This window comes from Actinoplanes sp. NPDC051494 (assembly GCF_044454705.1).
Classification (GTDB): Bacteria; Actinomycetota; Actinomycetes; order Mycobacteriales; family Micromonosporaceae; genus Actinoplanes.
The window spans coordinates 1,130,951-1,156,920 of sequence record NZ_JBITDZ010000002.1; the positions used below are offsets into that span (position 1 = coordinate 1,130,951).

The window sequence follows — 25,970 nt, forward strand, 5'->3', positions numbered from 1 at the left end:
GCGTGCCTCGTCTTGTGCTTGCTTCCGCCAGTCCTGCCCGCCTAGCACTCCTGCGGGCTGCCGGGTTTGATCCGTTCGTGCAGGTCAGCGGCGTTGATGAGTCTGTTGTTCAGGCCGTCGACGCCGCTGAGTTGTGTCTGGAGCTTGCTCGGTTGAAGGCTAAGGCTGTGGCTCCGGAGATGACGGCCGGCGACCTGGTGCTGGGGTGTGATTCGGTGCTTGCGTTCGGCGGGCGGATTCTTGGCAAGCCGGCCGATGCTGCTGAGGCGACCCGGCGCTGGCAGGACATGCGTGGGAAGTCCGGCACCCTGTACACCGGGCATCACCTGATCGATGTGGGCGGGAACGCTTCCGTCGAGGGCGTCGGCAGCACCGTTGTGCATTTTGCTGACGTCAGTGATGAGGAGATCTCCGCGTACGTTGCCTCGGAAGAGCCTTTGTATGTTGCCGGCGCTTTCACCATCGATGGGCTTGGTGGGCCGTTCGTGGAGCGGATCGAGGGGGACCACGGCAATGTTGTCGGGCTGTCGTTGCCGCTCTTCCGGCGGCTGCTGCAAGGGCTGGGCTTCATGATTCCGCAGCTCTGGAGCGCGCACAGGGTGTCGTGATCGGCTACGCTTCCGCGCTGTGTCGATCGATTCGGTGACTGACCTCTGGGACACGCTGCTGAGCGCCCAGCCCGACCCGCCGGGACTGCTGGTGCTGATCACTGCGGTGATCGCGTTGGTCGTCGTCGTTTTCCGGCCTTTGTGGCGTATTGCCCGTAACGCGGTCACCATTGCGCATGAGGGCGGTCATGCCCTGGTGGCGTTGCTGACCGGGCGCAAGCTCCGTGGCATCCGGCTGGAGTTCGACACGTCGGGGCTCACGCTCTCGGCGGGGCGACCGACCGGACCGGGGATGATCTTCACGCTGCTGGGCGGCTACATCGCGCCGTCCCTGGTGGGTCTGGGTGGTGCCTGGCTGCTCGGCGGGAACCGGATCACGCTGCTGTTGTGGCTGGCCGTGGTCCTGCTGCTGCTCATGCTGATCAACATCCGGAACGCTTTCGGTGTGGTGTCCCTGGTGGTCACCGGCGCCATCGTGCTGGCGGTTTCCTGGTACGCGGAGCCGCAGGTCCAGGCTGCCTTCGCGTACGTGGGGGTGTGGTTCCTGCTGATCGGCGGCGTGCGGCCGGTGTTCGAGCTGCAGAAACTGCGTGGCCGGGGCCGGATGCCGGACTCCGACGCCGACCAGCTCGCACGCCTCACCCACATCCCCGCGATCTTCTGGGTCGGCGTCTTCCTCGCCGTCGACCTGGTCGCCCTGGTGGTCGGCGCCTTCCTGCTCGCCGGCCAATGGCTGCCCGCCGTAAGCGCGGCCTGAGCCGGCCCGTGGCCTGAGCCGGCCCGTGGCCTGAGCCGGCCCGTGGCCTGAGCCGCCCGCGCGTGGCCAAGGACGTCGCCGCGAGGGCGCGGGTGCGGGACCGGGCGACGGCGGCTGGGGTCAGAGGGGGATGTTGCCGTGTTTCTTGGGCGGCAGCGTCTCGCGCTTGGTTCGTAGCATGCGCAGCGCCCTGGTGACCTGGGCCCGGGTCTCCGACGGGGGGATCACCGCGTCCACGTAACCGCGTTCCGCGGCGATGTACGGATTGGCCAGCGTGTCCTCGTACTCCTGGATCAGGGATGCTCGCAGCGCCGCTGGGTCGTCGGCGTTGGCCAGGTCGGCTCGGTAGAGGATGTTCACCGCGCCCTGGGCTCCCATGACGGCGATCTGGGCTGTGGGCCAGGCGAAGTTCATGTCGGCGCCCAGGTGCTTGGAGCCCATGACGTCGTAGGCGCCGCCGTAGGCCTTCCTGGTGATCACGGTGACCTTCGGGACGGTGGCTTCCGCGTACGCGTAGATGAGTTTGGCTCCTCGCCGGATGATGCCGTCCCACTCCTGGCCGGTGCCGGGGAGGAAGCCGGGCACGTCGACGAACGTGAGGACCGGGATGTTGAAGGCGTCGCAGGTGCGCACGAAGCGGGCCGCCTTCTCCGACGCGGCGATGTCGAGGGTGCCGGCGAAGTGCATGGGCTGGTTGGCGACGATGCCGACCGGGCGGCCCTCGACGCGGCCGAAGCCGACCACGATGTTCTGCGCGTACAGCGGCTGGACCTCGAGGAAGTCTTCCACCACCGACTCGACGACGGTGTGGATGTCGTAGGGCTGGTTGGCGGAGTCCGGGATGAGGGTGTCGAGCGCGAGATCCGACTCGGTCGGGTCGAGGTCGGCGGTGGTGTCGAAGGTGGTCGGTTCGTCGAGGTTGTTGCTCGGCAGGTACGCGAGGAGCGCTCGCACGTAGTCGATGGCGTCCTCCTCGTCGCTGGCGAGGTAGTGCGCGTTGCCGCTGCGGGTGTTGTGCGTGCGGGCGCCGCCGAGCTCCTCCATGCCCACGTCCTCGCCGGTGACCGTGCGAATGACGTCGGGACCGGTGATGAACATGTGCGAGGTCTGGTCGACCATGACGGTGAAGTCGGTGATCGCCGGCGAGTAGACGGCACCGCCGGCGCACGGGCCCATGATCAGCGAGATCTGCGGGATGACACCGCTCGCCCGGACGTTGCGGAAGAAGATGTCGGCGTAGAGCCCGAGCGCGACCACGCCTTCCTGGATCCGTGCCCCGCCGGAGTCGTTGATGCCGATGACCGGGCAGCCGATCTTCATGGCGAGGTCGAGCACCTTGACGATCTTCTCGCCGAAGACCTCGCCGAGCGACCCGCCGAAGATGGTGAAGTCCTGCGAGAAGACGCAGACCTGCCGCCCGTCGACGGTGCCGTGGCCGGTGACCACGCCGTCGCCGTACGGCCGGTTGCGATCCAGCCCGAACGCGGTCGACCGGTGCCGGGCAAGGCCATCCAGCTCCACGAACGAGCCCTCGTCGAGCAGCAACTCGATGCGTTCCCGGGCGGTCTTCTTGCCCCGCGCATGCTGCTTCTCAACGGCCCTCGCCGACCCGGCATGGACTGCCTCGCCGGTGCGTAAGGCCAGGTCAGCGAGCTTGCCGGCCGTACTGTGGATGTCGTCCTGTTGCATCGTCACTGTCGCACGCCTCCACTCGCCGCACCGGGATCGCTCCCTGCTGCCGATCGAGATCGTATCGAGGTGGGCGTGGTGGTGCAGACCAGGCTGTGGATAACTTCGGACACCGGTCGATCGTCGGTACGCAGGCGTTTCGTTCCTATTGCACCATTCGTTACAACCCCCGTGACGACATGGATGACCCCCGTCGGCGTGGCGTTGATCGTCGGCGGAATCACCACGCTCATCGTTTTCCGCAAGGCCCTGTTCGGGCCCACCCGTTCAGGAGGCACCGGCTCCCACTCCGCCCGCTCGACGCCGGGGACCACCGCGACCAGGTCAGACCCGGCTTCGCGTACGAGGCCGGCCTCGCGAACGGCTCAGCCTCCCCGCGCCCGTCAGGCTCCGCGCGCCGAGACCGGCCCTCCCGTGGGTACGGCCTCCGCGTCGCGAATCGCCCAGGTCCCGGACGACTCCGCTCGTTTCCGGCGCCGGCGCCCCGAGGGTGGCGACGACCGTGGCGATGACCGGGGCAGCCGCGGTAACCGTGGACAGGGACGGCGCTCCGCTCGTACCCCCGGGATGGAGAACGTGCGGCGCCTGCCCGCGGAAGGCCGTGCCGCGGTGCCCGAGATCCCGGCCCAGGACCGGAACCAGGGTGCTGTGGTGCCCGGCCCCCGTGGGTCACGGTCCCGGTGGCCACTGACGACATCCGAGGTGGAGGAACCGGCCCGCGACGAGCTGCCGGTGCCCTCGGTGGCGGCCCCGACCGACGTACGGTTGGTGAGTCTGTCCGAGGGGCCCCGCCGTAGCAAACGCCGTCGCGCCTCGGTCGCACCGGAACAGGCCGGGATCGACGACCCGGCGGACCATGAGCGTCCCCGGGATCCGGACGGCTCCGGAAGCTTCCCCGCCGTCGACCCGTTCGGCCCGGACGGCTATCGGCGATCCGCCCCATCGGTACGCCGTAACCGAGCCGACCTCCGCCACGGCGACCGGGTCGAGGGGTGGGTCCGCCCGCACTACCGCGACGAGCCGGCCGCCGGCGAACACCGGGCCCCCAACCCCGACGCTGGGTACGGCTGGCCGGTCCCGGTGGCCCGCCTGCCCGAGGTCCCGCCCGCCGAGGACCGGCCCCGCTTCCCCAGCTACGACTCGGAACCGACCGCGGTGGTCCCACAATGGCCACCGGTCCCGGCCGTGGACCCCGGCGAAGGGCCGCTCACCTGGCCACCCTTGGCCATCCCCCCGGCCCGCGCGTTCGACCAGCCCGTGGCCAGGGCCGGAGCGCACGCCGCCGAGCCGGTGCCGTTCGACGGGCCGGAGGAAGACCACCCGAAGGCAGAGCCGGAGGTACGGCCAGAGGCGGACCCGCGGGACGCGATGAACGCCCGGCCCGCGGTGGATCCCTGGGCGCAGGGCCATCGAGGGGCGCGCGCCGCGCGACGGGAATGGCAGCCGGATGACACTGTCTATGCAGGACGGGCGGAGAGTGCGGAAGGGCCGATCTGGACGGTGCCGGACCTGCCGGACGCGGTGTTGCCGGATCTGAGCTGGGCGCCGGACGCCGAGGCCCGGCGCACGCGACGGTCCGGGCTGATGCGGCGCCGGCGTCATTCCGCGGTCAGCGAGCCCGCCCAGGCTCTCCCACAGACCGCGCTTCCGCAGACCACCCCGCCGCAGACCACCCCGCCGCAGACCACCCCGCCACAGACCACCCCGCCACAGACCGCGCAGCCGTCGACGCTGCCGGCACCGACCTCGGCGCTGACCCCGGCAACGCTGACCCCGACAACGCAGCCAGAAACCCCGACGGCGCCAACGACAATGCCGCCGGGCAGGCAGACCACGCCGCCGGGCAGGCAGACCACGCCGCCGGGCAGGCAGACGACGCCGCCGGGCAGGCAGACCGCGCCGCCGGGCAGGCAGACGACGCCGCCGGGCAGGCAGACCGCGCCGCCGGGCAGGCAGACCGCGCCGCAGGGCAGGCAGATGACGCCGCAGGGAGCGCCGGCTGCGCCGCCTGCAAGCCCGATGACCGCACGGGCAAGCTCGCTGACACCGGCGTCCAGCCCGGTGACCTCGCCAACAAGCCCGATGACGTCGCCAACAAGCCCGATGACGTCGCCAACAAGCCCGATGACCTTGCAGGCAAGCTCGATGACACCGGCGTCCAGCCCGATGATCTCGCGCAGTGGCCCGATGGCACCGGGGTCGAGTCCGATGGAATCGCCGCTGGGACCGATGATGTCGGCCTTCCCCGCAGCGCCGTCGGCGGGGCCGCAGGCGGCGGGGATGGAGTCGGCGGGGACGGGGGCTTCAGGGATGGCTGAGGGGGAGACCGAGCGGCCCCGGCCGAGGCCGCGACCCCGTCCTGGGCTGGAGGGGGAGTCTCGCAGCACGGTCTATGTGAGCCGGCATGCCGCTGAACCGACCTGACCCGGCACCGGCGGCCGATCATGGCGACGCCGGGACGTGGTCGGCAGGGCAGGCTCTAAGCTGATCAAATGGCCTCCTCGCCCTACGCCGATCTTGACCGTCCGCCGTTGGCCGCTCGTGCTCTGCAGCGGGCGCTCGTGGTGCCCGGCGGGGTGTGGCAGCGCCTGGACGTGGTGGGGGAGACCGGATCGACCAATGCCGATGTCTCGCTGGCCGCCTCCGACGGTGCCGCCGAGGGGCTGGTTGTCGTCGCCGAGCAGCAGCTTGCCGCGCGGGGGCGCCGGGACCGGCAGTGGGTGTCGCCGGCCCGGGCCGGGTTGACGTTGAGTGTGCTGTTGCGGCCCGGGGTGGCCGTCCCCGAGCGAGGCTGGGTGGCCGCCCCGCAGCGGTCATGGGGCTGGCTGCCGTTGCTGGCCGGGGTCGCGCTGCGGGAGGCCGTCGCGCGGATCACCGAGCTCGACGTCGCGTTGAAGTGGCCCAACGATCTGCTCGTGCCGCGGGACGGCGACGAGTCGATGGGTAAGGCCGCCGGCATTCTGGCCGAGGTGGTCGGGGACGCGGTGGTGGTGGGGATCGGGCTGAATGTCAGCACCCGGGCCGAGGAGCTTCCCGGGACGAACGGGCTGCCCGCCACGTCGTTGCTGGTCGCCGGCGCGAAGAGCACCGATCGCGATCCGTTGCTGAAGGCGCTGCTGCGTGGCCTCGCGCAGTGGTATCAGGGCTGGCGGGAGGCCGGTGGCGACGCCGAGATGTGCGGGCTGCTGGCGGCCTACGAGCGGGACTGCTCGACCCTGGGCCGCCGGGTGCGGGTGCTGCTGCCGGACGGTGGTGAGATGAGCGGCGAGGCGGTGTCGGTCGACGGGGACGGGCAGCTTGTCATCCGTACCGATGATGGTGCCGAGCGTCGTGTCTCCGCGGGTGACGTGCTGCACGTACGCTGATCGGGTGGCTTTTCCGGACGACGTCCTGACCGATGAGGAGGAGGTCGTCCTCCACCTCCATCCGCACGCCCGGACCGCGGTGTGGCCGGTGCTGGTGCTGGCCGCGACCCTGGCCGTGATGATCATGGTGTGGGTGATGCTGCCGCCGACGACCGGTGGGCTGATCGGGGTCTGCGTGGTGGGCGGGGCGGCGCTGTTCGTGGCCGTGACCCGGGGGTTGTGGCCGCTGCTGGTCTGGCGGACCACCCACTACGTCTTCACCGACGAGCGGATCCTGCTGCAGGACGGCGTGGTGGCCCGGGAGCGGCGTGACCTGCCGCTCAACCGGGTCAATGACCACGTCGCACATCAGTCGCTGCTGGACCGGTTGCTGAGGTGCGGGACCCTGACCGTCGATTCGATCGGTGAGCGGTCCGTGGTGCTGGCGTCCGTCCCGCGGGTGCAGCAGGTGCAGACCACCCTGTACGAACTCATCGAGACCGACCGCGAGCTGCGGCCGGACGACGATGACGACGAACCGGCACCGCCGGAGGCGGAAGTGACGCTCAGACAGCGCGGCGCTGGTCGCCGAGGACCTTGGCGAGCTCCTCGTCCAAGCGGCCCTCCGCCTCGGCGCTGAGCTCGGCCAGGCCGGCGGCGACGTCCATCTCGGCGACGGCGGTCTCGTGGCCGTCGACGGCGGGCTTGAGGAAGACGAACGTGCGGTAGGCCCAGAACCGGAAGACCGTGGCGATGCCGATGCCGATCAGGGTGACCGCCATGAACAGGACGGCGTCGTTGTCCTCGGTGAGGCCGAAGCCGTACTTGCCGATGCCGACCGCGCCGGACTGGATGACCATCCCGATGAGGTTGAAGCCGAAGAACAGGGTGTACTCGCGGCGCAGGGCGGTGCGCGTGTGGTTGCGGTAGGTCCAGAACCGGTTCGCGAGGTAGGCCAGGGTGGTCGTGACGACGGTGGCGATCACGCTGGCTTTCACGGCACCGATGGGCAGCAGGGCCCAGGTGATGGCCATGTAGAGAGCGGTGTTCGCTGCACCGATAACGCCGAATGCGAGGGCCTCGGGGGCGAGGCTGCGCAGGCGTTCCGTCAGCGGGCGAGCTGAAGGCATTGACCAACCTTACGGGGGGAAGGAAGAAACGACGAACGGAGAGTGCCGGACCGGGGCCGGTATCTGTCAGATTCGTGGGACGGCGCGCGGCGGCGTCGTGTGGGTGACGTGCGTCGCGGCCTCGTCGACCGGCGGGGCCGGGGGCGCCGGAGCGGCCGCGGGGGCCGGCTCGGGCACCGGGTTCTCACCGAAGACGAAGCGGCGGTAGGACCAGAACCGGAACAGGGTGCCGATCGCGGTGCCGACGAACTGCCCGGAGATGTTGTCCGCGAGGGGGCTCTGGAACTCGGGCCAGATCGCGCCGAGCGCGTAGTGGCTGATCGCGAGGCAGGCCAGCCCGATGCCCAGCCCGATGGCATTGAGCAGGAAGAACACGGTGTACTGCCGGGCCATGTTGGTGTGCGCGCGGTTACGCCAGGTCCAGAACCGGTTGCCGGCGAACGCGACCGAGGTGGCGACGACGGTGGAGCCGGTCTTGGCGATCAGGGTCTCCGCGCCGGCGTGCAGCAGCACGTTGAAGAGCACGAGGTCGATGGCGAACGCGATGCCGCCGACCGTGCCGAACTTGCTGATCTCGCGCACCAGTGCCCCGAAGCGCGCCCGCAATGCGGGCAGAACGGCGGCAGCGGGCACGTTCCCGAGAGTACCGGGAGCAGTCACGTGACGCTGTCTTCGTGAGCGACTCTTAATCAGCCGGACCACCAGGGTTGCGTTGTTTGTGCGGACGGTAATGGCGCTGGTTTATCTCAGTCACCTCGGCGAGCCGGGCCCGGCAGTCCGCGCACCATGCCAGGTGGGTCGTGAGGCGGGCGGCGTCGCGGTGGGCGAGCCGTCCGCGCACCTGTCCGCCCATCCGTTCGCCGGCCCAGCGGCACTCCGGGGGGTCCGCGACCGCCACGGCGACGTGCTGCTGGAGGTACAGGCGGCGCAGCCCTTCCCGGGCGCGGTGGGCGAGCACGGCGACCGCGTTGGGGGTCAGGCCCAGCGCCGGGGCCACCTCGGCCGGGCTGGCGCCCTCCACCTCGGTGCGCCAGAGCACGTCCCGCCAGCGGTCGGGCAGGGCGCGGAAGGCCCGGGCGGCGTACGTGCGTTCGAGCCGGTCCAGGGCGGGGTCGATGAACGGCTGGCCGACGTCGTACCGGGTCAGGTCGTCGGTGAATTCGATCCTTCGGTCGCGCCGGGCCCGGTGGTAACGGACGTGCCGCAGCGTCGTGTACAGGTAGGCCCGGAACGACGCCAGCGGCCCCCGCCCGGACCGCAGTATGGCGAAGACCTTGGCGAACGTCTCCGCGACCAGGTCGTCGGCGTCCGACGGGTCGCTGACCAGCCCGTACGCGTACGCGCGGGTGGCGGCCCGGTGCCGTTCGTACAGCACGCCGTACGCCGCGGTGTCGCCCGCGCGTACGGCGGCCAGCAGGTCCGTGTCCGCGTCGGCGTCGCCGGCGGGGATCGTCATTCCTGCCTCCAGAGGCGGGGTGAGAGGAAAGCCTAGCTTAGGCCCATTTGTCCAAATTGTGAAAGTCGCGGGGATGGGAGCGCTCCCTGCGCGAATGTGCGCGCGGAAGTGAAGGATCAATCGTTAATGAGCAAATAGGCCGAAGATTGTGCGGTTCTCCACTCGTTTCGCCTAATGAATTGGGCCTAGGCTGACGTGACTCCCGCGACGAAGGGATTCACCGTGCCGAAACCCCCGACCACCCACGCCCGACTGCTGGCGTGGGTCCAGGAGACCGCCGCCCGCACGACACCCGACCGGATCGTCTGGTGCGACGGTTCCGACGCCGAATGGACCCGTCTCACCGACGCCCTCGTGGCCGCCGGATCACTAGTCCGGCTCGACCCGCAACGCCGCCCCAACTCGTTCTGGGCGCGCACCGACCCCGGGGACGTCGCCCGGGTCGAGGAGCGCACGTTCATCTGCTCGGCCGACCCGGCCGACGCCGGACCGACCAACAACTGGACCGATCCGGCCGAGATGAAAACGACGATGACCGAGCTGTACGCGGGCTGCATGCGCGGTCGCACCATGTACGTCGTCCCGTTCTGCATGGGCCCGCTCGACGCCCCGAATCCGATGTTCGGCGTGGAGCTGACCGACAGCGAATATGTCGTCGCCTCGATGCGGATAATGACCCGGATGGGCACGCCGGTGCTCGACGCGATGGGTGCCGACGCCGATTTCGTGCCCGCCCTGCATTCGGTCGGCGCACCGCTGGCGGACGGCGAGAAGGACGTCGCCTGGCCGTGCAACGAGACGAAATACATCTCGCATTTCCCGGAGACCCGCGAGATCTGGTCGTTCGGATCCGGGTACGGCGGCAACTCGCTGCTCGGCAAGAAGTGTTTCGCGCTGCGGATCGCCAGCGTGGCCGCCCGGGACGAGGGCTGGCTGGCCGAGCACATGCTGATCATGAAGCTGACCTCGCCCGAGGGCCGGGTCCGCTACCTCGCCGGCGCGTTCCCCTCCGCCTGCGGCAAGACCAACCTGGCCATGCTCCAGCCCACGCTGCCCGGCTGGACGGTGGAGACCGTCGGCGACGACATCGCCTGGATGCGGTTCGGCGAGGACGGCCGGCTGTGGGCGACCAATCCCGAATACGGCCTGTTCGGCGTCGCGCCGGGCACCGACGATCACACCAACCCCAATGCGATGCGTACGCTCGCCCGGGGTAATTCGGTGTTCACCAACGTCGCACTGACCGACGACGGGGACGTGTGGTGGGAGGGGATGGGCGAACCACCCGCACACCTCACCGACTGGCGCGGGCAGGACTGGACCCCGGATTCCCCCGGCCCGTCCAGCCATCCGAACAGCAGGTTCTGCACCCCGATCAGCCAGTGCCCGGTTCTCGCCCCGGAATACGACGACCCGCGGGGCGTACCCATCGACGCGATCCTGTTCGGCGGCCGGCGCCGGACCACCGTGCCGCTGGTGACCGAGGCCCGGGACTGGGTGCACGGCGTCTACTTCGGCGCGACGCTCTCGTCCGAGACCACCGCCGCGGCCACCGGCCAGGTCGGCGTCGTGCGCCGTGATCCGATGGCGATGCTGCCGTTCATCGGCTACCACGCCGGTGACTACTTCAACCACTGGATCGAGCTGGGCAAGGGCGACCCCGCGAAGCTGCCGAGGATCTTCTACGTCAACTGGTTCCGGCGCGGCGACGACGGCCGGTTCCTCTGGCCCGGCTTCGGGGAGAATTCCCGGGTGCTCAAATGGATCGCCGAGCGCCTGGACGGCCGGGGAGAGGCCATCGAGACCCCCATCGGGTACGTTCCTACGGCCGACGCGCTCGACCTGAGCGGCCTGGATCTCGACCGGTCCGACGTCGAGGCCGCCCTCGAGGTCGGCCGGGACGAGTGGCTAGCGGAGATCCCGCAGGTCGAGGAGTGGTTCGCGAAGTTCGGCGACAAGCTTCCGGCCGTGCTCTGGTCCGAGTTGGACGCGCTCAAGGCCAGACTCGGCACCGCATGACGCCCCGCGCCCGCCTCATGCGGTTCGAGGCGGGCGCGGCCTGGGTAACCCCCGAAGGTGATTAAAGCTCTGACCTGGCTCCTGGGCGCGACGGCTGCCGCCACGGCCGGTGTCGAGCTGCTCAACTACTTCTACGCGCCGGAACACGGTTTCGGGCTCGCCGTCCGTACCGGGTGGGCTCTGCTCCGTACCCTCGGCTGGTTGATCTTGATCTGGCATGTCCGTCGCGGCCGGGCCGCGTCCCGGCCGCTGGGTCTGATCCTGGCCGTCACCACGATCTTCGCGGTCGGGCGCCTGGTGATCCCCCGGGCCGGGCTGCCCCCGCTGCCGGGCATCATCGGCTTCGTCGCGCTGACCGCGCTCTGTGTGACCGTGGTCGTGCTGCTCTACCGCCACCCGGCCCTGCGCGACCACCTCGTGCGCCATCCCAGCAAACTCGTGGTCACCAGCAAGGGCATGGAGTGGCGCGAGGCGGCCCCCAAGCGGCCACCGCTCGCCGCGTGGGCCGTCACCGCCCGGGTCGCGTCGTTCACCTACAGCCCGCTGATGCTGGTGCCCGCCCTGGTGTCGGTGGGTGAGCTGCGCTCGCGTCCGCAGTGGTTGCTGGCCGTCGTCTTCTGGTTCGCCTGCGGGATCGCCGCCAGCTACGCGGTCCTGGCGGCCGTCTTCTTCCTGCAGCGCGGCAAGATCTGGGCGCCGCGGCTGCTCGGCTGGGTCACCGTCGCGGTGCTGATCGTCGATCTCCCGCTGTGCTACCTGCTGCTCGGCACCGACGGCCTGATCCGCGACGGCGCCCCGCTGCTGGCAGCATCGCTGGTGGTCAGCTACGCCCTCTGGCGCGTCGTCCGCATGACGGCCACCCCTTCCCCGGCCCCGGCATGAAGCGCGGCCCCGGCCCCGGCATGAAGCGCGGCCCGGCATGAAGCGCGGCCCGGCATGACCGCCGGCCGGCGGTACGACGTCGCGGTGGTCGGTGCGGGGCCGGCCGGGGCGACGGCGGCGGTCGCGGCGTGCCGGGCCGGAGCGTCCGTGCTGCTGCTGGACCGGGCTGATTTCCCGCGTGACAAGGTCTGCGGGGACGGCATCGCCGCCGACGCGTTCGACGTGCTCGACAGCCTCGGCGTCACCGGTGTCGCCGACGGCAGTCCGCCGATCGAGCGGCTGCGGCTGGTCGCGCCCCGCGGCACCGAGGTGGCCCGCCCGCTGCCCCGGCCCGCCCACACCATCCCCCGGATGATCTTCGACGCCCGGCTGGTCGACGCCGCGGTCGCCGCCGGTGCCACCCTGCTCCGGCACACCGTACGCACGCTGCGGGTCGAGCCCGGCGCCGTCGTCCTGGACGGGGAGATCCGGGCCCGGGTGGTGATCGGCGCCGACGGTGCCGGGTCGGTGGTGCGGCGGGCGCTCGGGCACCCGGTGAATCCGCCCGGGCATCTGGCGATCGCGATTCGTGGATACGGCCCGGCGATCGGCGACGAGCAGCTCATCCGCACCACGAGCCGGCGCTGGCCGGCCTATGCCTGGTCGTTCCCGCTCGGCGACGGCACCGCCAACATCGGGTACGGGGAGGTGCTGCAGGGGACCGCGCTCAGCCGGCCGTACCTGAGGGAACGCCTCGCCGCGATGCTGCCCGGCGCCGAACCGGCCGGCCTGCGCGCCCACCACCTGCCGTTGTCCACCCGGCGCCCGCCGCCGGGGCGCGGCCCGGTGCTGCTCGCCGGTGACGCCCTGTCGTTGATCAACCCGTTCACCGGGGAGGGCATTTACTACGCGGTGCTCTCGGGTGCCCTGGCCGGGGCAGCCGCGGCGGCCGGACCCGACGGCGCCGCCGGGCGTTACTCCCGCGCCCTGCACGACCGGCTCGGCCGGCATCTGCGGCATTCCGGGGTGGTCGCCCTGCTCAGCCGTCAGTCGCGGGTAGTCGACGCGGCGGTCCGCGCGGCCCGGCGGGACGGCCGGGTTTTCCACCGGATGGTGGATCTCGGCCTCGGTGCCGGGGTTCTGGATCATCGGACGATCGGCCTGATCGCGGCCGAGTTGCTCCATTTCCCCCATCCGCCCTGTTGAGCCCCCGCGCATGATGGTTAGGCTGGGTCCCGATGAGTGCGCGGTCCCTGGTCTACTCCCTGTACGAGCGGCGACTCGCCGGCAAACTGGTCGGCAAGCCGGTGCCCCAGCATGTCGGCGTCATGTGCGACGGCAACCGGCGCTGGGCCCGCGAGATGGGTTTTGTCGACCCCAACGACGGTCACCGGGTCGGCGCGCTCCGGATCAAGGAGCTGCTCGGCTGGTGCGACCAGGCCGGCATCAAGCACGTCACGCTCTATCTGCTGGCCACCGACAACCTGCAGCGCCCGGCGGCGCAGCTCGACCCGCTCCTCGCGATCATCGAGGATCTGGCGACCGAGCTGGCCGAGGAGGGCAACCCCTGGCGGCTGCGCATCGTCGGCGCGCTCGACGTGCTGCCCGCGCACACCGCGACCGTGCTCAAGGCCGCGCAGGAGAAGACCCGCGACCGCACGGTGGGCGTCGAGGTCAACCTCGCGGTCGGCTACGGCGGCCGGCGCGAGATCACCGACGCGGTCCGGTCACTGCTGCACGAGCAGGCCGCGGCCGGTCGTTCGCTGGAGGAGCTCGCCGAGATCCTCGACGTCGAGCACATCGCCGAACACCTGTACACCCGTGGTCAGCCCGATCCGGACCTGGTCATCCGCACTAGCGGTGAGCAGCGGCTGTCGGGCTTCCTGCTGTGGCAGTCGGCGCACTCGGAGTTCTACTTCCACGACGCGAACTGGCCGGATTTCCGCCGGACGGACTTCCTGCGGGCGCTGCGGTCGTATGCGAGCCGGCAGCGCCGCTACGGCGCCTGAGGTTGCTGACGCCGAGCACGCTGATCACCATCGCGATGCCGGCCCACTCGTGGCCGTGCAGCGCCTGATCGAGGAACAACATCCCGGACAGTGCGGCGAGCACCGGGTGCACGCTCATGAACATGCCGAAGACCTGCGGCGGGACAGTGCGCAAGGCGATCAGGTCCCCCGCGTACGGGACGGCGCTGAGCACCCCGGCGATCGCCGCCCAGCCCAGCGCGGCGGTCGTGAACCGGCCCTGGACCAGCATCGTCACCGCCACCGGCAGATATCCCAGCGCGGACACCGTCGTCGCCACCGCCAGCCCCTGCAGACCCGGTAGCCGGGCGCCGATCACGCGGTTGAGCAGGATGTACGCGGCCCAGCAGCTCGCCGCGATCAGCCCGCACCCGATCCCGGCGTAGTCGCTGGACGGCCCCGGCAGCACGAGGACGTACACCCCGGTCCCGGCGGCGACGGCACAGAGCAGATCGATCCGGGTACGCGATCCGAGCAGCGCCACGGCGAGCGGCCCGAGCACTTCCAGCGTGACGGCCAGCCCGAGCCCGATCCGGTCGATGGCCGTGTACAAGCTCAGGTTCATCACCGCGAACACGCCCGCGAGCAGCAGCGTCGGCCACCACTGCGGCCAGGTGAACCGGCGCGGGTCGGGGCGCGCGATCGGCAGCAGCACCGCGGCGGCGACCAGTTGCCGCACGGCGACCACCCCGGCCGGCCCGACGGCGGCGAACGCGTGGGCGCCCGCGGCGGCGCCGGCCTGGTTGGCGGCCGCGCTGCCGACCATGGTGGCGATGCCGGTGACCCGCTCAGATCTCATGTCCCGAGCTTCGTCCCGGTTCGGGCGGAGGAGAAATACGCACGGCGCCGGACTTATACGCTCAGCGTATGGATGTACGGCTGGGGCAGCTCCGCGCGCTGGTGGCGGTGGTGGACGCGGGGACGTTCACCGACGCCGCGGGTCGGCTGGGGGTCTCCCAGGCCTCGGTCTCCCGGGCGGTCGCGGCGCTGGAGAAGGAGCTCGGCGTGCGGCTGGTGCGGCGCACGACCCGGCACGTGGAACTCAGCCCGGCCGGGGTGAAGGTGGCGGCGCAGGCCCGCCGGATCCTCGACGAGGTCGGCCACCTGGCCCGGATCGTCGCCGAGCGCCGGGAGATCCGCGTCGGATACTCCTGGGCCGCGCTGGGCCGGCACACCCGCCGCCTGCAGAAGCAGTGGGCCGCCGCACACCCGGGCCTGCCGCTGGTGTTCGTACAGGTCAATGATGTGACAGCCGGGCTCGGTGGGGGTGCGGCGGACGTCGCGGTGATCCGGCACTCGTTCGGCGACCCGCGGTTCGCGACCGCCGAGATCGGACTGGAGGCCCGGTACGCCGCGGTGGCGACCGACAGCGCGCTGGCCCGGCGGCGCACCCTGACCGTCGACGACCTCGCGCGGTACACGGTGGCGATCGACCAGCGGACCGGCACGACCACGCTGGACCTGTTCGGTGCCGGCGCGCAGCCGCGCGCGATCCGGGACACCCCGACGGTCGACGAGTGGCTGACGCTGATCGCGGCCGGCCAGGCGGTCGGCATCACCGCCGAGGCGACCGCGAATCAGTACCCCCGCCCGGGAGTCGCCTACCGGGCTTTACGGCACGCGCCACCGATCTCGGTGCGTCTCGCCTGGTGGCGCGACGACCCGCCGGAGCACCTCGAGGAATTGCTCAGCCTCGCCCGTTCGCAAGGATGGGCAGCGCGTCGCTGAGGAAACGGGCGACGTCCTCCGGGGAATCCAGCGTGAGGTCGGCCGCACTGGAGACCTCGTCGCCGGTCTCCGGGTTGGCCACCGCGACGGCCACGCCGAAGAAGTTGGGGTCGACCGCCTCGCGGGCGCGCAGCGCGTCGAACGCCTTGATGTCGGACATGTCGTCGCCGAAATACCAGGCACAGCCGGCCTGCAGCACGCCGTCGCTGATCACCATGCCCTTGTCCTGATCGACCGGGGGCTTCAGCTCGATCACCATGCGGCCGCCCTGGATCCGCAGGCCGATGCGTTCGGCCTGCTCGTGGCCCCAGCGCTCGACCTCCTGGGCGTGCTGCGGCGCGGTGCGGTAATGCAGGGCAACCGACAGTCGCTTGTACTCGATGAGGATGTCGTCGGGCAGCTCAGCGCGGGCGCGGTCGGCGAGCTCGGCCATCGCGGGCACCCACGGCAGCGCCGCGGGCTCGGTCACGACGTCGCCGTCGTGCCACACCTCGAGGCCGTAGAGCCCGAAGAGGTCGACGTGCTCCAGCGACCCGAAACGCGAGCGCAGGAAGCTGACCGGCCGGGCCGACACGATCGCCACCCGTTGCAGCCGGGTGGCCAGCTGCTCGAGCACACCCAGCACGGAGGGCACCGCCTGGGAGGCGTCGGGATCGTCGGTGACGGGCGAGAGAACGCCGTCGAAATCGAAGAAGAACGTTGTCTCGTGGGCGCGCGTGGCGGTGAAGCGCAAAGCCTCTGCAACGCTCAGGGGATGCGCGGGGCGCGAGGTCTCAGGCACGAATCCCAGCGTACCCGCCGTTCGGCCCAATGCATCCGGTCGGAACGGCCCGTAATCGAGGTAACACAGTGGTACTACCGGAGTTGGAAGTTGACCGCTAGCGTTCTTGGCATGACACGGGGTTTTCCCGGGTCGTACGGCTGTCCTGGATCTGCGACGAAGTGCGCCACGGGGCCCGCATCCCGGTCCCGTGTCAGGGCCGGGCGCCGGACGTGGCGGACCGCGGGCGGCCGGGTTGCACGCCCGCTGGAGCAGGCCTGTGACATCTCGCCGTAATGACGCCGGGGATTTGCAGAAGACCCCGGCCGCCAAAGACTCCAGCCGCACCACCCCGGGGCGCCGTTCGTCCCGGGACCGGCATGCCGACGCGGAGCCCGCTCCAGCCGGCCGGGTCTTTGTGCTGGATACCTCGGTCCTGCTGTCCGACCCGGCGGCCTTCCGCCGGTTCACCGATCACGAGGTCATCGTGCCGCTCGTGGTGATCTCCGAACTCGAGGGCAAACGCAACCATCCGGAACTGGGCTGGTTCGCCCGGCAGTCGCTGCGGATGCTCGACGAGCTGCGGATCAAGCACGGCCGGCTGGATCAGCCGGTGCTCTGCAACGACGAGGGCGGCACGCTGCGGGTGGAGCTCAACCACGCCGATCAGAGCGTGCTCCCGCAGGGTTTCCGCAACGACGCGAACGACACCCGGATCCTCTCGGTGGCCCTCGGGCTCGCCGCGGAGGGCCGTGACGTCACGCTGGTCAGCAAGGACATGCCGCTGCGCGTGAAGGCAGCGGCGGTGGGCCTGACCGCGGACGAATACATGCACGGCCAGGCCAGCGACCCGACCTGGACCGGCATGGCCGACCTCCAGCTCGACGAGGACGCGGTCAGCAGCCTCTACAACGGCGACGAGCTGGAGTTGGAGGAGGCCGAGCCGCTGCCCGTGCACACCGGCCTGATCATCCACTCGCCCCGCGGCTCGGCCCTGGGCCGGGTCAACCCCGACAAGACGGTGAAGCTGGTACGCGGTGACCGCGAGGCGTTCGGCCTGCGCGGCCGGTCGGCGGAGCAGCGGATCGCGCTGGACCTGCTGACCGACGATTCGATCGGGATCGTGTCGCTGGGTGGCCGGGCGGGCACCGGCAAGTCGGCGCTCGCGCTCTGCGCCGGTCTCGAGGCGACGATGGAACGCCAGCGCCACAAGAAGGTCATCGTGTTCCGGCCGCTGTACGCGGTCGGCGGCCAGGAGCTCGGCTATCTGCCCGGCAGCGAGTCGGAGAAGATGTCGCCCTGGGCGCAGGCGGTCTTCGACACCCTCGGTGCGGTGGCGCACGCCGACGTCGTGGAGGAGGTCATGGCCCGCGGGATGCTGGAGGTCCTGCCGCTGACCCACATCCGCGGCCGGAGCCTGCACGACGCGTTCGTGATCGTGGACGAGGCCCAGTCGCTGGAACGCAACGTGCTGCTGACCGTGCTGTCCCGGATCGGCCAGGGCTCGCGGGTGGTCCTCACCCACGACGTGGCCCAGCGCGACAACCTGCGGGTGGGCCGGCACGACGGCGTGACGGCGGTGATCGAGGCGCTCAAGGGCCACCCGATCTTCGCCCATGTCACTCTCACGAGGTCCGAGCGCTCGCCCATCGCCGAGGTCGTCACCGATCTGCTGGAGGAGATCCCGCTCTGACGCTGAGTCATCACGGAGGCGGGGTCCCGACCGGGACCCCGCCTCACTGCGTGTCCGGGTTAAATTACTCACGGTGACTCACCGCATACCGTACGGGTGACAGTGATCATGCTGATTTGACCCGATTACTTCCTAAACATACCGTGATTCATTTCACAGGTGTGCGTAGTCATTTCACAACGCCTTCACGGTGAGCCATGGTGGTCGGCGAGCGTCAATCGCGGGGCCCGGCCGATCGGACATCGATCACGGGCCACGTTCGACCGGTCCAGCGGGCCGGCCGGCGCGGTCCGCAGCGGCCGTCGATGCTTGCGGAAGGCGATGGCGCCGGGCGGGAAAGCCGGCGGATCCGTTCCGCGTCGTTGCCCCCAACGAAGGGACACTTCGTGAATCGGCTCTTGAGCCGGGTCGGAATCCGTTCGGCCTCTGTCGGTCTGCTCGTGCTGGGCACCATCGGCGGGGTCTACCTCGGTCAAGGCCGTGAAGTCCAGGCGCAGCAGCAGGACGCGCTGCCGCAGCTCGTCGTCCAGTCGAACACCATCGACGAGATGCAGCTCCTCAAGGAGCGCCACAGCCAGCACGCGTCGACGCGGGCCTACCAGCGCCAGGCTGAGGGTGACGCGGCCTCCAAGGTCGCCACCGAGGCCCGGGCCGCCGCCGCCAAGGCGCACACGGTCGAGGCGAAGGCGATCGAGAAGGCTGAGGCCGAGAAGAAGGAAGCCGAGGAGAAGGAAGCCGCCGAGCAGGCCGCTGCCGCCTCCGAGTCGGACTCCGGGGGCAGCACGACCCCCGACGTCGACGTGCCGGCCTCCTGCGACGAGTTCAGCGGCAACCGCGCCACCGGGTGTGCCCTGACCCTGTCCGCCGGCTTCGGGCTCAGCGAGTTCTCCTGCCTCAACAAGCTGTGGAAGAAAGAAAGCGGCTGGAACGAGAAGGCCGTCAACACCGGTTCCGGTGCCTACGGCATCCCGCAGGCGCTGCCGGGCAGCAAGATGGCCTCCGTCGCCTCCGACTGGAAGACCAACGCGGCCACCCAGATCAAGTGGGGCATCGGCTACATCGAGGGCCGTTACAACACCCCCTGCGGTGCGTGGTCGCACTCGCAGAGCGTCGGCTGGTACTGACCGCCGGGTAACTTCAGGCAGAGGGGTACGCGCTCGGCGCGTACCCCTCTTCTTTGTCTGCTTTAGTGGTCGAATGTCTGTATGGTCCGGAAAGTGGCATCGTTGGTCGTCCTCGGGATCGTCGCGTCCGTCGCAGTGGTGGGCCAGCTCGCCGCGTCCGCGCAGGACCAGGCCCGGCCGGTCCGCGACGTCGTCGGCGGCGACCGCGCACCCGACGGCACGTTCCCCTGGATGGTGCGCCTCTCGATGGGCTGCGGCGGCGTCCTGACCGCACCCCGGGTCGTGCTCACCGCCGGGCACTGCGTCACCGGCACCGGCAAGGACAAGACCATCGGTGTCATCGCCGGCGTCACCGACCTGAGGTCCGCCGACGCCAGGACCGCCCGCTCGGTCCAGGTCATCCGGGCCGAGGGCTTCCAGGACGAGACCAAGGGCGACGACTGGGCCGTGATCAAACTCGACCGCGCCCTCGACCTGCCCACCCTCGACCTCGGCCGGGCCACCGACGAGAAGGGCCCGCTGACCGTCGTCGGCTGGGGCCAGACCAGCGAGAACACCAGCAAACAGGAAAAACGCCTCCGGTACGCGACAGTGGCCCCCATCCCCGACGTCCAGTGCGCCAAGGCGTACAAAAAGGTCGGGGTCAAGGTCGTCCAGAACGAGACCCTCTGCGCCGGCAGCACCGGCGTCGACACCTGCCAGGGCGACTCGGGCGGCCCGCTCGCCCGAAAGAGCGGCGGAAAATGGGTCCAGGTGGGCATTGTCAGCTGGGGCCTCGGCTGCGCCCGCAAGGAGTACCCCGGCGTCTACACCCAGGTCTCGGCGTTCCGCGCGGACATCAAGGCGGCGACCCGAAAGCTGAGCTGAGGTTTGGCGATGCGGCCACGATCGGTAACCATCGGAGGATGAGTTACCTGGGGTCAGCCGGCGACGCGAGCAAGTTCGGCACGGAGGCCTTCTTCGCCGCCATCGGCCGGGCCTTCGTGGCCATGTGCGCGGTCATCCCCGTGCTCTTCCTCATCGAGGCGATCGACATCGGCCTCGGCGCCGGCACCCTCGACCTGGCGGGCGGCATCATCCCGCACCGGATGGACGGGCTCGACGGCATCATCTTCAGCCCGTTCCTGCACGCCGGCTGGGACCATCTGTACGGCAACAGCGTCCCGCTCATCCTGGTCGGCACGTTCGCCCTGGCCGGCGGAACCCGCCGCTTCCTCTGCTCGACCCTGGTCATCATCCTGGTCAGCGGCATCGGGGTCTGGATCGTCGGCGACCCGAACAGCGTCGTCGTCGGTGCCAGCGGCGTGGTCTTCGGCTACCTCGGCCTGCTCTTCGCCCGGGGCTTCGTCGAACGCAGCTGGTGGAACCTGGGAGTGGCCGGCTTCATCGGCCTCCTCTACTGGTACCAGATCTACAACATCCTCCCCACCAACGAGGCCATCTCCTGGCAGGGCCACCTCCTCGGCCTCCTCGGCGGCGTGATCGCGGCCATCGCGTTCCGCCGCAAACGCGTGCGCCCGGTACCCGCTCTCTACGACCCCAACCCCACCCTCACCGACCTCTGACCCACCCGGTCGCCGTTCCGGGCGGGAGATACTGGGCCATGGGGCGCGTCGAGTGGTTGGCGGAGAGAGTCCGGGAGTTCGGCGATCTGCGCGGCCGGCGGGTCGAGGCATGGACCGGTGTCGAGATGGCCCTGCGGGAGGATGTCGGCGGGCGTCCGCAGTTCGAGGATCCCTCGGTGCCGTTTCTGCAGCTGCTCTCCCTGAGCGCCCGGTTCGCCGACGGCAGCTCGCTGGATGTCGGCACCTACCAGGATGACAACGCGTGGGGTCTGTGGCCGCGCCCGGCGTCCGGCCGTGACCGGGCGCGCTGGGAGGGCATTTTCCGGTGGCGGGAGCTGCCGGAGCTGCCCACCGGGGCCATCGACGATGTCGTGGTCACGGAGGATGAGGACCAGCTGGCCGAGGTTCTGCTGCGGGTTCGGGGGCGTCCGCTGCTGATGCTGGCCGGCGAGGTGTATGAGCAGATGGACGGCCGTCTGACGTTTGCCCGCCTGGACGAGTCCGTCCTGGTTTTCACCGATCCCGCGGCTGCCGACTCCGTCGTGTGGGGGACGGCACGGCGATCGCCACCGCCGGCCGGGTGAGGGTGGTGCGGGTCGCGGAGCCCGGCCCGGCCCTGGGGGAGGGCCGGGACCAGGATCAGCCCGGATCGCCGGCGCGACGCCCGCGGGCCGGTGGTCACATCGAGGGCAGGTGACCGTCGAAGTCGACGGACGAGTACAGCTTGAGCTTCTCGAGGCGGTGGTAGGAGTCGATCACCCGGATCGTGCCGCTCTTGGAGCGCATGACGATCGACTGGGTGTGGGCCCCGCCGCCGCGGTATCGGACACCCTTGAGCAGGTCGCCGGAGGTGACGCCGGTGGCGACGAAGAAGCAGTTGTCGCCGGTGACGAGGTCGTCGGTCATCAGGACCCGGTCGAGGTCGTGGCCGCCGGCCAGCGCCTTCTCGCGCTCGGTCTCGTCGAGCGGCCAGAGTTTCGCCTGGATGGCGCCGCCGAGGCACTTGATGGCGCAGGCCGCGGTGATGCCTTCCGGGGTGCCGCCGATGCCCATGAGCACGTCGACGTCCGACTCGGGGCGGGCCGCCGCGATGGCTCCGGCGATGTCGCCGTCGGAGATGAACTTGATGTTGGCGCCGGCCGCGCGGACCTCCTCGACCAGGGCCTGGTGCCGCGGCCGGTCCAGGATGCAGACGGTGACGTCGGAGACGTCGGAGCGCTTGGCCTTGGCGATGCGGCGCAGGTTCTCGGTGGCGCCCGCGTTGATGTCGATGACGTCGGCGCAGTCCGGGCCGACGGCGATCTTCTCCATGTAGAACACGGCGCTGGGGTCGAACATCGCGCCGCGCTCGGCGACCGCGAGCACGGCCACCGCGCCCGGCATGCCCTTGCTCATGAGTGTGGTGCCGTCGACCGGGTCCACCGCGACGTCGACCTCGGGGCCGGTGCCGTCACCGACCCGCTCGCCGTTGAACAGCATCGGGGCTTCGTCCTTCTCGCCCTCGCCGATCACCACGACACCGCGCATCTGGATCGAGTTGATCAGTTTGCGCATGGCGTCGACCGCGGCGCCGTCACCACCGTTCTTGTCGCCGCGGCCGACCCAGCGGCCGGCGGCCATGGCGGCGGCCTCGGTCACCCGGACGAGGTCGAGAGCTATGTTGCGGTCGAGATCCTGGGGATTCGCTGACACGGGCATGGGGGTGCCTCCCTGCGGCGGTGCGGGGGATGAATGTCCCGATCCTCACATGGCGACCTGCGCGAAGTCCCGTCCGCGCGACATGGTTAACAATGGTGGGGTGTCCAGCACCGAGTCACCCGCCGCCAGTGAGCGGGGCAACCGCCGGCCCCGCGACATGGTTCTGTCGCTCGCTGTCCTGCTTGTCCCGATCGCGTTGTTGCTGATCTTCTACCGGGTCGTGCTGGACGGTGACAAGCCGGTGAGCGTCGACATCCAGCCCGCCCTCGACCAGGCCAGGAACGCCGCCGTGTTCGAGGTGGCCGTGCCGCAGGGCCTCGGCGACGACTGGCACGCGCAGACCGCGTTCTTCCGCCGGGTGGACGGCGGTGCGACGCTGCGCATCGGCTATTCCGATCCCGGTTCCGACCCGGTGCAGCTGATCGAGAGCAATGTGCCGACGTCGACGCTGATCCCGGCCGAGCTCGGCGAGGACCCCGAAGCGGTGGGTACTTTGCGCACCGGCGCGCGTACCTGGCAGAAGTACGAGGCCCGCAAGGGCGAGATCGCGCTCGTGCTGATCGAGAAAGGCCGGACGATCATCGTCGCCGGGTCGGACAAGTCGGACCATCTCGAAGAGTTGGCCTCCGCGTTGTCATGACCGGGCAGCGCGGGAGGGCGGGGGTGTTCTAGGCTCCCGCAGTCCATCCGCACTGCCTTCGGAGTCTCCTTGATGAATCGACGGTTCGCCGTTGTTCTCGTCCCCCTGCTCGGTCTCGGCCTCGCGGCCTGCACCGACGAGCCCGCCGATCCCAAGACCGCCCTGGTGGAGTCCACCTCGGGGATCAAAGCCGGTGTCTACCGGCTCGCCGTCACGATGCCGGGCGACACCTCGGCCAAGGGCGTCATGCACTTCCCGAGCCACAGTGCCCAGGTCACCATGGTCGCGACCGAGGACGGCACCGCGGGCACGGTCGATCTGCTGACCATCGACAAGGACCGTTACACCAAGCTCACCACGGACATGGGTGAGCTCAACGAGCAGCTCGAGAGCCTCAAGGCGCTCGGCACCGGCGACGTCGAGAGCAAGAAGCTCACCGACGGCTTCCAGGCCATGGTCGACATGTTCAGCGGCAAGACCTGGATGAAGCTCGACATGACCCGGGTGACCTCGAAGGACCTGAACCTGACGGTCGACAACCCGGACTTCGTCGGCGTGACCGGCCTGCTCGGCACCGCCACGGCACAGCGCTCCGGCGAGACCATCACCGGCACGGTCGACGCCACCACGGTCAAGGGCGACACCGAGCTGCTCGGTGAGAGCGCGTTCGAGGGCCTCGACCCGACCCAGGGCAAGGTCATCCCGTACGAGGCCACGCTCGACGCCGAGGGCCGGCTCGCCAAGCTCGTTCTCGACGTGCCGAAGCTGACCGACACCCCGGCCGGCAAGTGGACCGTGGAATTCAGCGAGTACGGTGCCGCCACCCAGCCGCAGGCCCCGCCGGCGGCCGAGGTCCAGGAAGCCCCGGACTCCGCCTACGAGGCGTTCAACGACTAACTGTCGGGACGGGCAGCCCGGGCCGCTTCGATCCGGTCCCGGGCCCCGTCCAGCCATTTCTGGCAGATGTCGGCGAGCTTCTCGCCGCGTTCCCACAGCGCCAGCGCCTCCTCCAGCGAGGTGCCGCCCTGTTCCAGCTTCTCGACGACCGTGACCAGCTCACCGCGGGCCTGCTCGTAGCTGAGCTCGCTCATTCCTGCTCCTGTACCTCGGTGCGCAGCTCGCCGTCGGCCAGCCGTACGCGTAGGACGTCTCCCGCCGTGACCTCGCCGGCCGCCCGGACCACGTGCCCGTCCGTGCGCTGCACGATCGCGTAGCCGCGTTCCAGGGTGGCCGCCGGGGACAACGCCCGCAGCCGGGCGAGGGTGTGCCGCAGGTCGTCGTCGGCCCGCCGGACCCGGTTGTCCAGGCTCCGGGTGGCCCGGTCCCGCAGCCGCCCGGCCTCGTCGGCGCGCTGGTCGATCAGGGTCTCGGGGCGCGCCAGGGAGGGCCGCGAGCGGACCGACTCCAGCCGGTTCGACTCCCGGTCGATCATCCCGAGCACCGCCCGGTCCAGGCGCCTCCGGGCCGTACCGATCAGCTGGGTCTCCTCGTCGAGGTCCGGCACGATCCGCTTGGCGGCGTCGGTGGGGGTGGAAGCGCGCGCGTCGGCGACGTAATCCACGAGCGGGGCGTCGGTCTCGTGCCCGATCGCGCTGACCACCGGCGTGCGGCAGCCGAACACGGCCCGGCACAGCGCCTCGTCGGAGAACGGCAGCAGGTCCTCGACGCTGCCGCCGCCGCGGGCGAGCACGATCACGTCGACCTCGTCGTCGTTGTCGAGCACCTTGAGCGCGTCGAGGATCTGCGGCACCGCGGTCGGCCCCTGCACCGGCACGTTGATCACCCGGAAGTCGATGCTGGGCCAGCGCCGGCGGGTGTTCATCAGCACGTCACGCTCGGCCGCGGAGGCCCGGCCGGTGATCAGCCCGATCTTCCGCGGCAGGAACGGCAGCCGGCGTTTGCGCTCGCGGGCGAACAGGCCCTCGGCGGACAGCAGCTTCTTCAGGCGTTCCAGGCGGGCCAGCAGCTCGCCGATGCCGACCTGGCGGATCTCGTCGGCGCGCAGGCTGAGCGAGCCGCGGGCCGGATAGAACTCGGGCCGGGCGTGCATCGTGACCCGGGCGCCCTCGGTGAGCCCGGGGGCGCCGGCGTCGAGCACGTCGCGGTGCGCGGTGACGGTGAGGCTGAGGTCGACCGACGGATCACGCAGGGTCAGGAACACCACGCTCGTGCCCGGCCGGCGGCTGATCTGGGCCACCTGGCCGTCGACCCACACCCAGCCCAGCCGGGCCACCCAGGCGCCGACCTTCTGGCTGACGACGCGGACGGGCCACGGCTCGTCGGCGGACGACTTCGGCTCCGGCTCGGTCACCCGGCCTAGCCTACGGGCGCGTCACCCGGCGTCCTCCTCTCGGGAGGCCACCTTTCGGGTCAGCGCGACGGTGAGTCCCACGACCAGCCCCATGTAACCCCAGAACAGCAGGTCGGCGAGCAGATGCTGACTGTCGACGTGCCACCGGGAGCCGGCGTCGCGGGCCATGATCGTGAACGGGTAGCCGTGCCGCTCGGAGAACGCGGTCAGGCAGCACACCGTCTCGTTGGCCGGGAGCGCGCTGAACACCACCCCGGCGATCATCACGGCGACGCCCGCGGACCAGCCCGGGATCCCCGGCTTGACGCCGATCCACGCGAACGAGACCAGCAGCACGCCGCCGACCAGCAGGATGAAATGGAACAGCAGGTACGCGCTGTCCGGCGTCCCGTCGGCCCGGTCCAGCTCGACCATCAGGTTGAGCACCCCGATCGCGACGCAGAACCAGCCGACGATCAGGCGCAGGGCCGAGCCGAAGGACTCCCACAGGCCGGGGGATTCCTCGTCCTCGTCCGTCGCGTGGTCGGTGGAGGGGTCCACGTTGCCGACGGCGCTCATCG

Annotated in this window: 26 protein-coding genes and 1 pseudogene; 16 read left to right on the forward strand and 11 right to left on the reverse strand. The window is 70.5% G+C overall.

The window, feature by feature from the left end:
• The first annotated feature begins 2 nt into the window (after positions 1-2).
• Together ACIA6A_RS11875 and ACIA6A_RS11880 are read left to right on the forward strand one after the other, a co-directional pair.
• Entirely contained in the window at positions 3-608 is a 606-nt protein-coding gene (locus tag ACIA6A_RS11875) for a Maf family protein (protein WP_396097480.1), read from the forward strand.
• Between the two features lie 19 nt (positions 609-627).
• Complete coding sequence (locus ACIA6A_RS11880; RefSeq protein ID WP_396097481.1) at positions 628-1,365, forward strand: M50 family metallopeptidase; 738 nt, start codon at positions 628-630, stop codon at positions 1,363-1,365.
• Positions 1,366-1,485: 120 nt separating this feature from the next.
• Here ACIA6A_RS11880 and ACIA6A_RS11885 read toward each other — a convergent pair whose 3' ends face one another.
• Both ACIA6A_RS11885 and ACIA6A_RS11890 read right to left on the reverse strand, forming a co-directional pair.
• Entirely contained in the window at positions 1,486-3,054 is a 1,569-nt protein-coding gene (locus tag ACIA6A_RS11885) for an acyl-CoA carboxylase subunit beta (protein WP_396097651.1), read from the reverse strand.
• Between the two features lie 1,598 nt (positions 3,055-4,652).
• On the reverse strand, positions 4,653-5,441 hold the full coding sequence (locus ACIA6A_RS11890; RefSeq protein WP_396097482.1) for a hypothetical protein: 789 nt from the start codon (positions 5,439-5,441) through the stop codon (positions 4,653-4,655).
• Between the two features lie 105 nt (positions 5,442-5,546).
• Here ACIA6A_RS11890 and ACIA6A_RS11895 point away from each other — a divergent pair, with 105 nt between their 5' ends.
• Positions 5,547-6,419 (forward strand): biotin--[acetyl-CoA-carboxylase] ligase, encoded by an 873-nt coding sequence (locus tag ACIA6A_RS11895; RefSeq protein WP_396097483.1) that lies wholly within the window; start codon positions 5,547-5,549, stop codon positions 6,417-6,419.
• A 4-nt stretch (positions 6,420-6,423) separates the two neighbouring features.
• Positions 6,424-7,038 (forward strand): PH domain-containing protein, encoded by a 615-nt coding sequence (locus tag ACIA6A_RS11900; RefSeq protein WP_396097484.1) that lies wholly within the window; start codon positions 6,424-6,426, stop codon positions 7,036-7,038.
• On the opposite strand, the gene ACIA6A_RS11905 is transcribed toward ACIA6A_RS11900, so the two are convergent.
• The 3 genes from ACIA6A_RS11905 to ACIA6A_RS11915 form a co-directional block, all read right to left on the reverse strand.
• A complete protein-coding gene (locus ACIA6A_RS11905) occupies positions 6,965-7,528 on the reverse strand; it encodes a GtrA family protein (RefSeq protein WP_396097485.1) in 564 nt (187 codons plus the stop codon). The two genes, ACIA6A_RS11900 and ACIA6A_RS11905, sit on opposite strands and share 74 nt — an antisense overlap.
• Positions 7,529-7,594: 66 nt before the next feature.
• Entirely contained in the window at positions 7,595-8,221 is a 627-nt protein-coding gene (locus ACIA6A_RS11910; RefSeq protein ID WP_396097652.1) for a GtrA family protein, read from the reverse strand.
• On the reverse strand, positions 8,214-8,984 hold the full coding sequence (locus ACIA6A_RS11915; RefSeq protein ID WP_396097486.1) for a sigma-70 family RNA polymerase sigma factor: 771 nt from the start codon (positions 8,982-8,984) through the stop codon (positions 8,214-8,216). The genes ACIA6A_RS11910 and ACIA6A_RS11915 overlap by 8 nt, the downstream gene beginning before the upstream one ends.
• Before the next feature lie 195 nt (positions 8,985-9,179).
• On the opposite strand from ACIA6A_RS11915, the gene ACIA6A_RS11920 reads away from it, so the two are divergent.
• Genes ACIA6A_RS11920 through ACIA6A_RS11935 form a run of 4 tightly spaced genes read left to right on the forward strand, consistent with a single transcriptional unit; the run spans position 9,180 to position 13,873 of the window.
• On the forward strand, positions 9,180-11,003 hold the full coding sequence (locus tag ACIA6A_RS11920) for a phosphoenolpyruvate carboxykinase (GTP) (RefSeq protein ID WP_396097487.1): 1,824 nt from the start codon (positions 9,180-9,182) through the stop codon (positions 11,001-11,003).
• 57 nt (positions 11,004-11,060) lie between these two features.
• Positions 11,061-11,885, forward strand: a complete 825-nt coding sequence (locus ACIA6A_RS11925; RefSeq protein ID WP_396097488.1) for a hypothetical protein — start codon at positions 11,061-11,063, stop codon at positions 11,883-11,885.
• A 54-nt stretch (positions 11,886-11,939) separates the two neighbouring features.
• Positions 11,940-13,070: an NAD(P)/FAD-dependent oxidoreductase gene (locus ACIA6A_RS11930; RefSeq protein WP_396097489.1), complete on the forward strand. Its 1,131-nt coding sequence runs from the start codon at positions 11,940-11,942 to the stop codon at positions 13,068-13,070.
• 32 nt (positions 13,071-13,102) lie between these two features.
• Positions 13,103-13,873, forward strand: coding sequence for an isoprenyl transferase (locus tag ACIA6A_RS11935; protein WP_396097490.1), 771 nt, complete (start codon positions 13,103-13,105; stop codon positions 13,871-13,873).
• Between the two features lie 28 nt (positions 13,874-13,901).
• Here the strand turns inward: ACIA6A_RS11935 and ACIA6A_RS11940 are convergent.
• A pseudogene (locus ACIA6A_RS11940) lies at positions 13,902-14,690 on the reverse strand (EamA family transporter); the annotation flags it as partial.
• Between the two features lie 68 nt (positions 14,691-14,758).
• Between ACIA6A_RS11940 and ACIA6A_RS11945 the strand changes: the two are divergent.
• Positions 14,759-15,619, forward strand: a complete 861-nt coding sequence (locus tag ACIA6A_RS11945) for a LysR family transcriptional regulator (RefSeq protein WP_396097491.1) — start codon at positions 14,759-14,761, stop codon at positions 15,617-15,619.
• On the opposite strand, the gene otsB is transcribed toward ACIA6A_RS11945, so the two are convergent.
• Positions 15,579-16,400, reverse strand: a complete 822-nt coding sequence (otsB, locus tag ACIA6A_RS11950; RefSeq protein ID WP_396097492.1) for a trehalose-phosphatase — start codon at positions 16,398-16,400, stop codon at positions 15,579-15,581. The genes ACIA6A_RS11945 and otsB overlap by 41 nt on opposite strands.
• 259 nt (positions 16,401-16,659) lie before the next feature.
• On the opposite strand from otsB, the gene ACIA6A_RS11955 reads away from it, so the two are divergent.
• The 5 genes from ACIA6A_RS11955 to ACIA6A_RS11975 all read left to right on the forward strand — a co-directional run bounded on the left by ACIA6A_RS11955 (position 16,660) and on the right by ACIA6A_RS11975 (position 21,345).
• Complete coding sequence (locus ACIA6A_RS11955; RefSeq protein ID WP_396097493.1) at positions 16,660-18,072, forward strand: PhoH family protein; 1,413 nt, start codon at positions 16,660-16,662, stop codon at positions 18,070-18,072.
• A gap of 386 nt (positions 18,073-18,458) precedes the next feature.
• The gene (locus ACIA6A_RS11960) at positions 18,459-19,196 is read left to right on the forward strand and encodes a lytic transglycosylase domain-containing protein (RefSeq protein WP_396097494.1); all 738 of its coding nucleotides are present in this window, start codon (positions 18,459-18,461) and stop codon (positions 19,194-19,196) included.
• A 93-nt stretch (positions 19,197-19,289) separates the two neighbouring features.
• Entirely contained in the window at positions 19,290-20,063 is a 774-nt protein-coding gene (locus ACIA6A_RS11965) for a S1 family peptidase (protein WP_396097495.1), read from the forward strand.
• A gap of 38 nt (positions 20,064-20,101) precedes the next feature.
• Positions 20,102-20,761, forward strand: a complete 660-nt coding sequence (locus ACIA6A_RS11970) for a rhomboid family intramembrane serine protease (protein ID WP_396097496.1) — start codon at positions 20,102-20,104, stop codon at positions 20,759-20,761.
• A gap of 38 nt (positions 20,762-20,799) precedes the next feature.
• Complete coding sequence (locus ACIA6A_RS11975; RefSeq protein WP_396097497.1) at positions 20,800-21,345, forward strand: hypothetical protein; 546 nt, start codon at positions 20,800-20,802, stop codon at positions 21,343-21,345.
• Positions 21,346-21,439: 94 nt separating this feature from the next.
• On the opposite strand, the gene glpX is transcribed toward ACIA6A_RS11975, so the two are convergent.
• Positions 21,440-22,459 (reverse strand): class II fructose-bisphosphatase, encoded by a 1,020-nt coding sequence (glpX, locus tag ACIA6A_RS11980; RefSeq protein ID WP_396097498.1) that lies wholly within the window; start codon positions 22,457-22,459, stop codon positions 21,440-21,442.
• A gap of 100 nt (positions 22,460-22,559) precedes the next feature.
• Between glpX and ACIA6A_RS11985 the strand changes: the two genes are divergently transcribed.
• Both ACIA6A_RS11985 and ACIA6A_RS11990 read left to right on the forward strand, forming a co-directional pair.
• On the forward strand, positions 22,560-23,099 hold the full coding sequence (locus ACIA6A_RS11985; RefSeq protein WP_396097499.1) for a DUF4245 domain-containing protein: 540 nt from the start codon (positions 22,560-22,562) through the stop codon (positions 23,097-23,099).
• Between the two features lie 72 nt (positions 23,100-23,171).
• On the forward strand, positions 23,172-23,996 hold the full coding sequence (locus tag ACIA6A_RS11990; protein ID WP_396097500.1) for a hypothetical protein: 825 nt from the start codon (positions 23,172-23,174) through the stop codon (positions 23,994-23,996).
• Here the strand turns inward: ACIA6A_RS11990 and ACIA6A_RS11995 are convergent.
• From ACIA6A_RS11995 to ACIA6A_RS12005, 3 genes are read right to left on the reverse strand one after another with little or no spacing between them, the layout of a single operon-like run.
• Entirely contained in the window at positions 23,993-24,190 is a 198-nt protein-coding gene (locus tag ACIA6A_RS11995) for an exodeoxyribonuclease VII small subunit (RefSeq protein WP_396097501.1), read from the reverse strand. The two genes, ACIA6A_RS11990 and ACIA6A_RS11995, sit on opposite strands and share 4 nt — an antisense overlap.
• Entirely contained in the window at positions 24,187-25,410 is a 1,224-nt protein-coding gene (gene xseA, locus ACIA6A_RS12000; RefSeq protein ID WP_396097502.1) for an exodeoxyribonuclease VII large subunit, read from the reverse strand. Before xseA ends, ACIA6A_RS11995 begins: the two co-directional genes overlap by 4 nt.
• 21 nt (positions 25,411-25,431) lie before the next feature.
• Positions 25,432-25,968, reverse strand: a complete 537-nt coding sequence (locus ACIA6A_RS12005) for a hypothetical protein (RefSeq protein ID WP_396097503.1) — start codon at positions 25,966-25,968, stop codon at positions 25,432-25,434.
• Positions 25,969-25,970 lie beyond the last annotated feature (2 nt).

What these genes read in the sequence shown, in the direction of transcription:
- ACIA6A_RS11935 (WP_396097490.1), top strand. Translation starts at nt 13,103, where the DNA reads ATGAGTGCGCGGTCCCTGGTCTACTCCCTGTACGAGCGGCGACTCGCC.
- ACIA6A_RS11970 (WP_396097496.1), top strand. Translation starts at nt 20,102, where the DNA reads ATGAGTTACCTGGGGTCAGCCGGCGACGCGAGCAAGTTCGGCACGGAG.
- glpX (WP_396097498.1), bottom strand. Translation starts at nt 22,459, where the DNA reads ATGCCCGTGTCAGCGAATCCCCAGGATCTCGACCGCAACATAGCTCTC.
- ACIA6A_RS11945 (WP_396097491.1), top strand. Translation starts at nt 14,759, where the DNA reads ATGGATGTACGGCTGGGGCAGCTCCGCGCGCTGGTGGCGGTGGTGGAC.
- ACIA6A_RS11930 (WP_396097489.1), top strand. Translation starts at nt 11,940, where the DNA reads ATGACCGCCGGCCGGCGGTACGACGTCGCGGTGGTCGGTGCGGGGCCG.
- ACIA6A_RS11905 (WP_396097485.1), bottom strand. Translation starts at nt 7,528, where the DNA reads ATGCCTTCAGCTCGCCCGCTGACGGAACGCCTGCGCAGCCTCGCCCCC.
- ACIA6A_RS11885 (WP_396097651.1), bottom strand. Translation starts at nt 3,054, where the DNA reads ATGCAACAGGACGACATCCACAGTACGGCCGGCAAGCTCGCTGACCTG.
- ACIA6A_RS11995 (WP_396097501.1), bottom strand. Translation starts at nt 24,190, where the DNA reads ATGAGCGAGCTCAGCTACGAGCAGGCCCGCGGTGAGCTGGTCACGGTC.
- ACIA6A_RS11895 (WP_396097483.1), top strand. Translation starts at nt 5,547, where the DNA reads ATGGCCTCCTCGCCCTACGCCGATCTTGACCGTCCGCCGTTGGCCGCT.
- ACIA6A_RS11975 (WP_396097497.1), top strand. Translation starts at nt 20,800, where the DNA reads ATGGGGCGCGTCGAGTGGTTGGCGGAGAGAGTCCGGGAGTTCGGCGAT.
- ACIA6A_RS11915 (WP_396097486.1), bottom strand. Translation starts at nt 8,984, where the DNA reads ATGACGATCCCCGCCGGCGACGCCGACGCGGACACGGACCTGCTGGCC.
- ACIA6A_RS11990 (WP_396097500.1), top strand. Translation starts at nt 23,172, where the DNA reads ATGAATCGACGGTTCGCCGTTGTTCTCGTCCCCCTGCTCGGTCTCGGC.
- ACIA6A_RS12005 (WP_396097503.1), bottom strand. Translation starts at nt 25,968, where the DNA reads ATGAGCGCCGTCGGCAACGTGGACCCCTCCACCGACCACGCGACGGAC.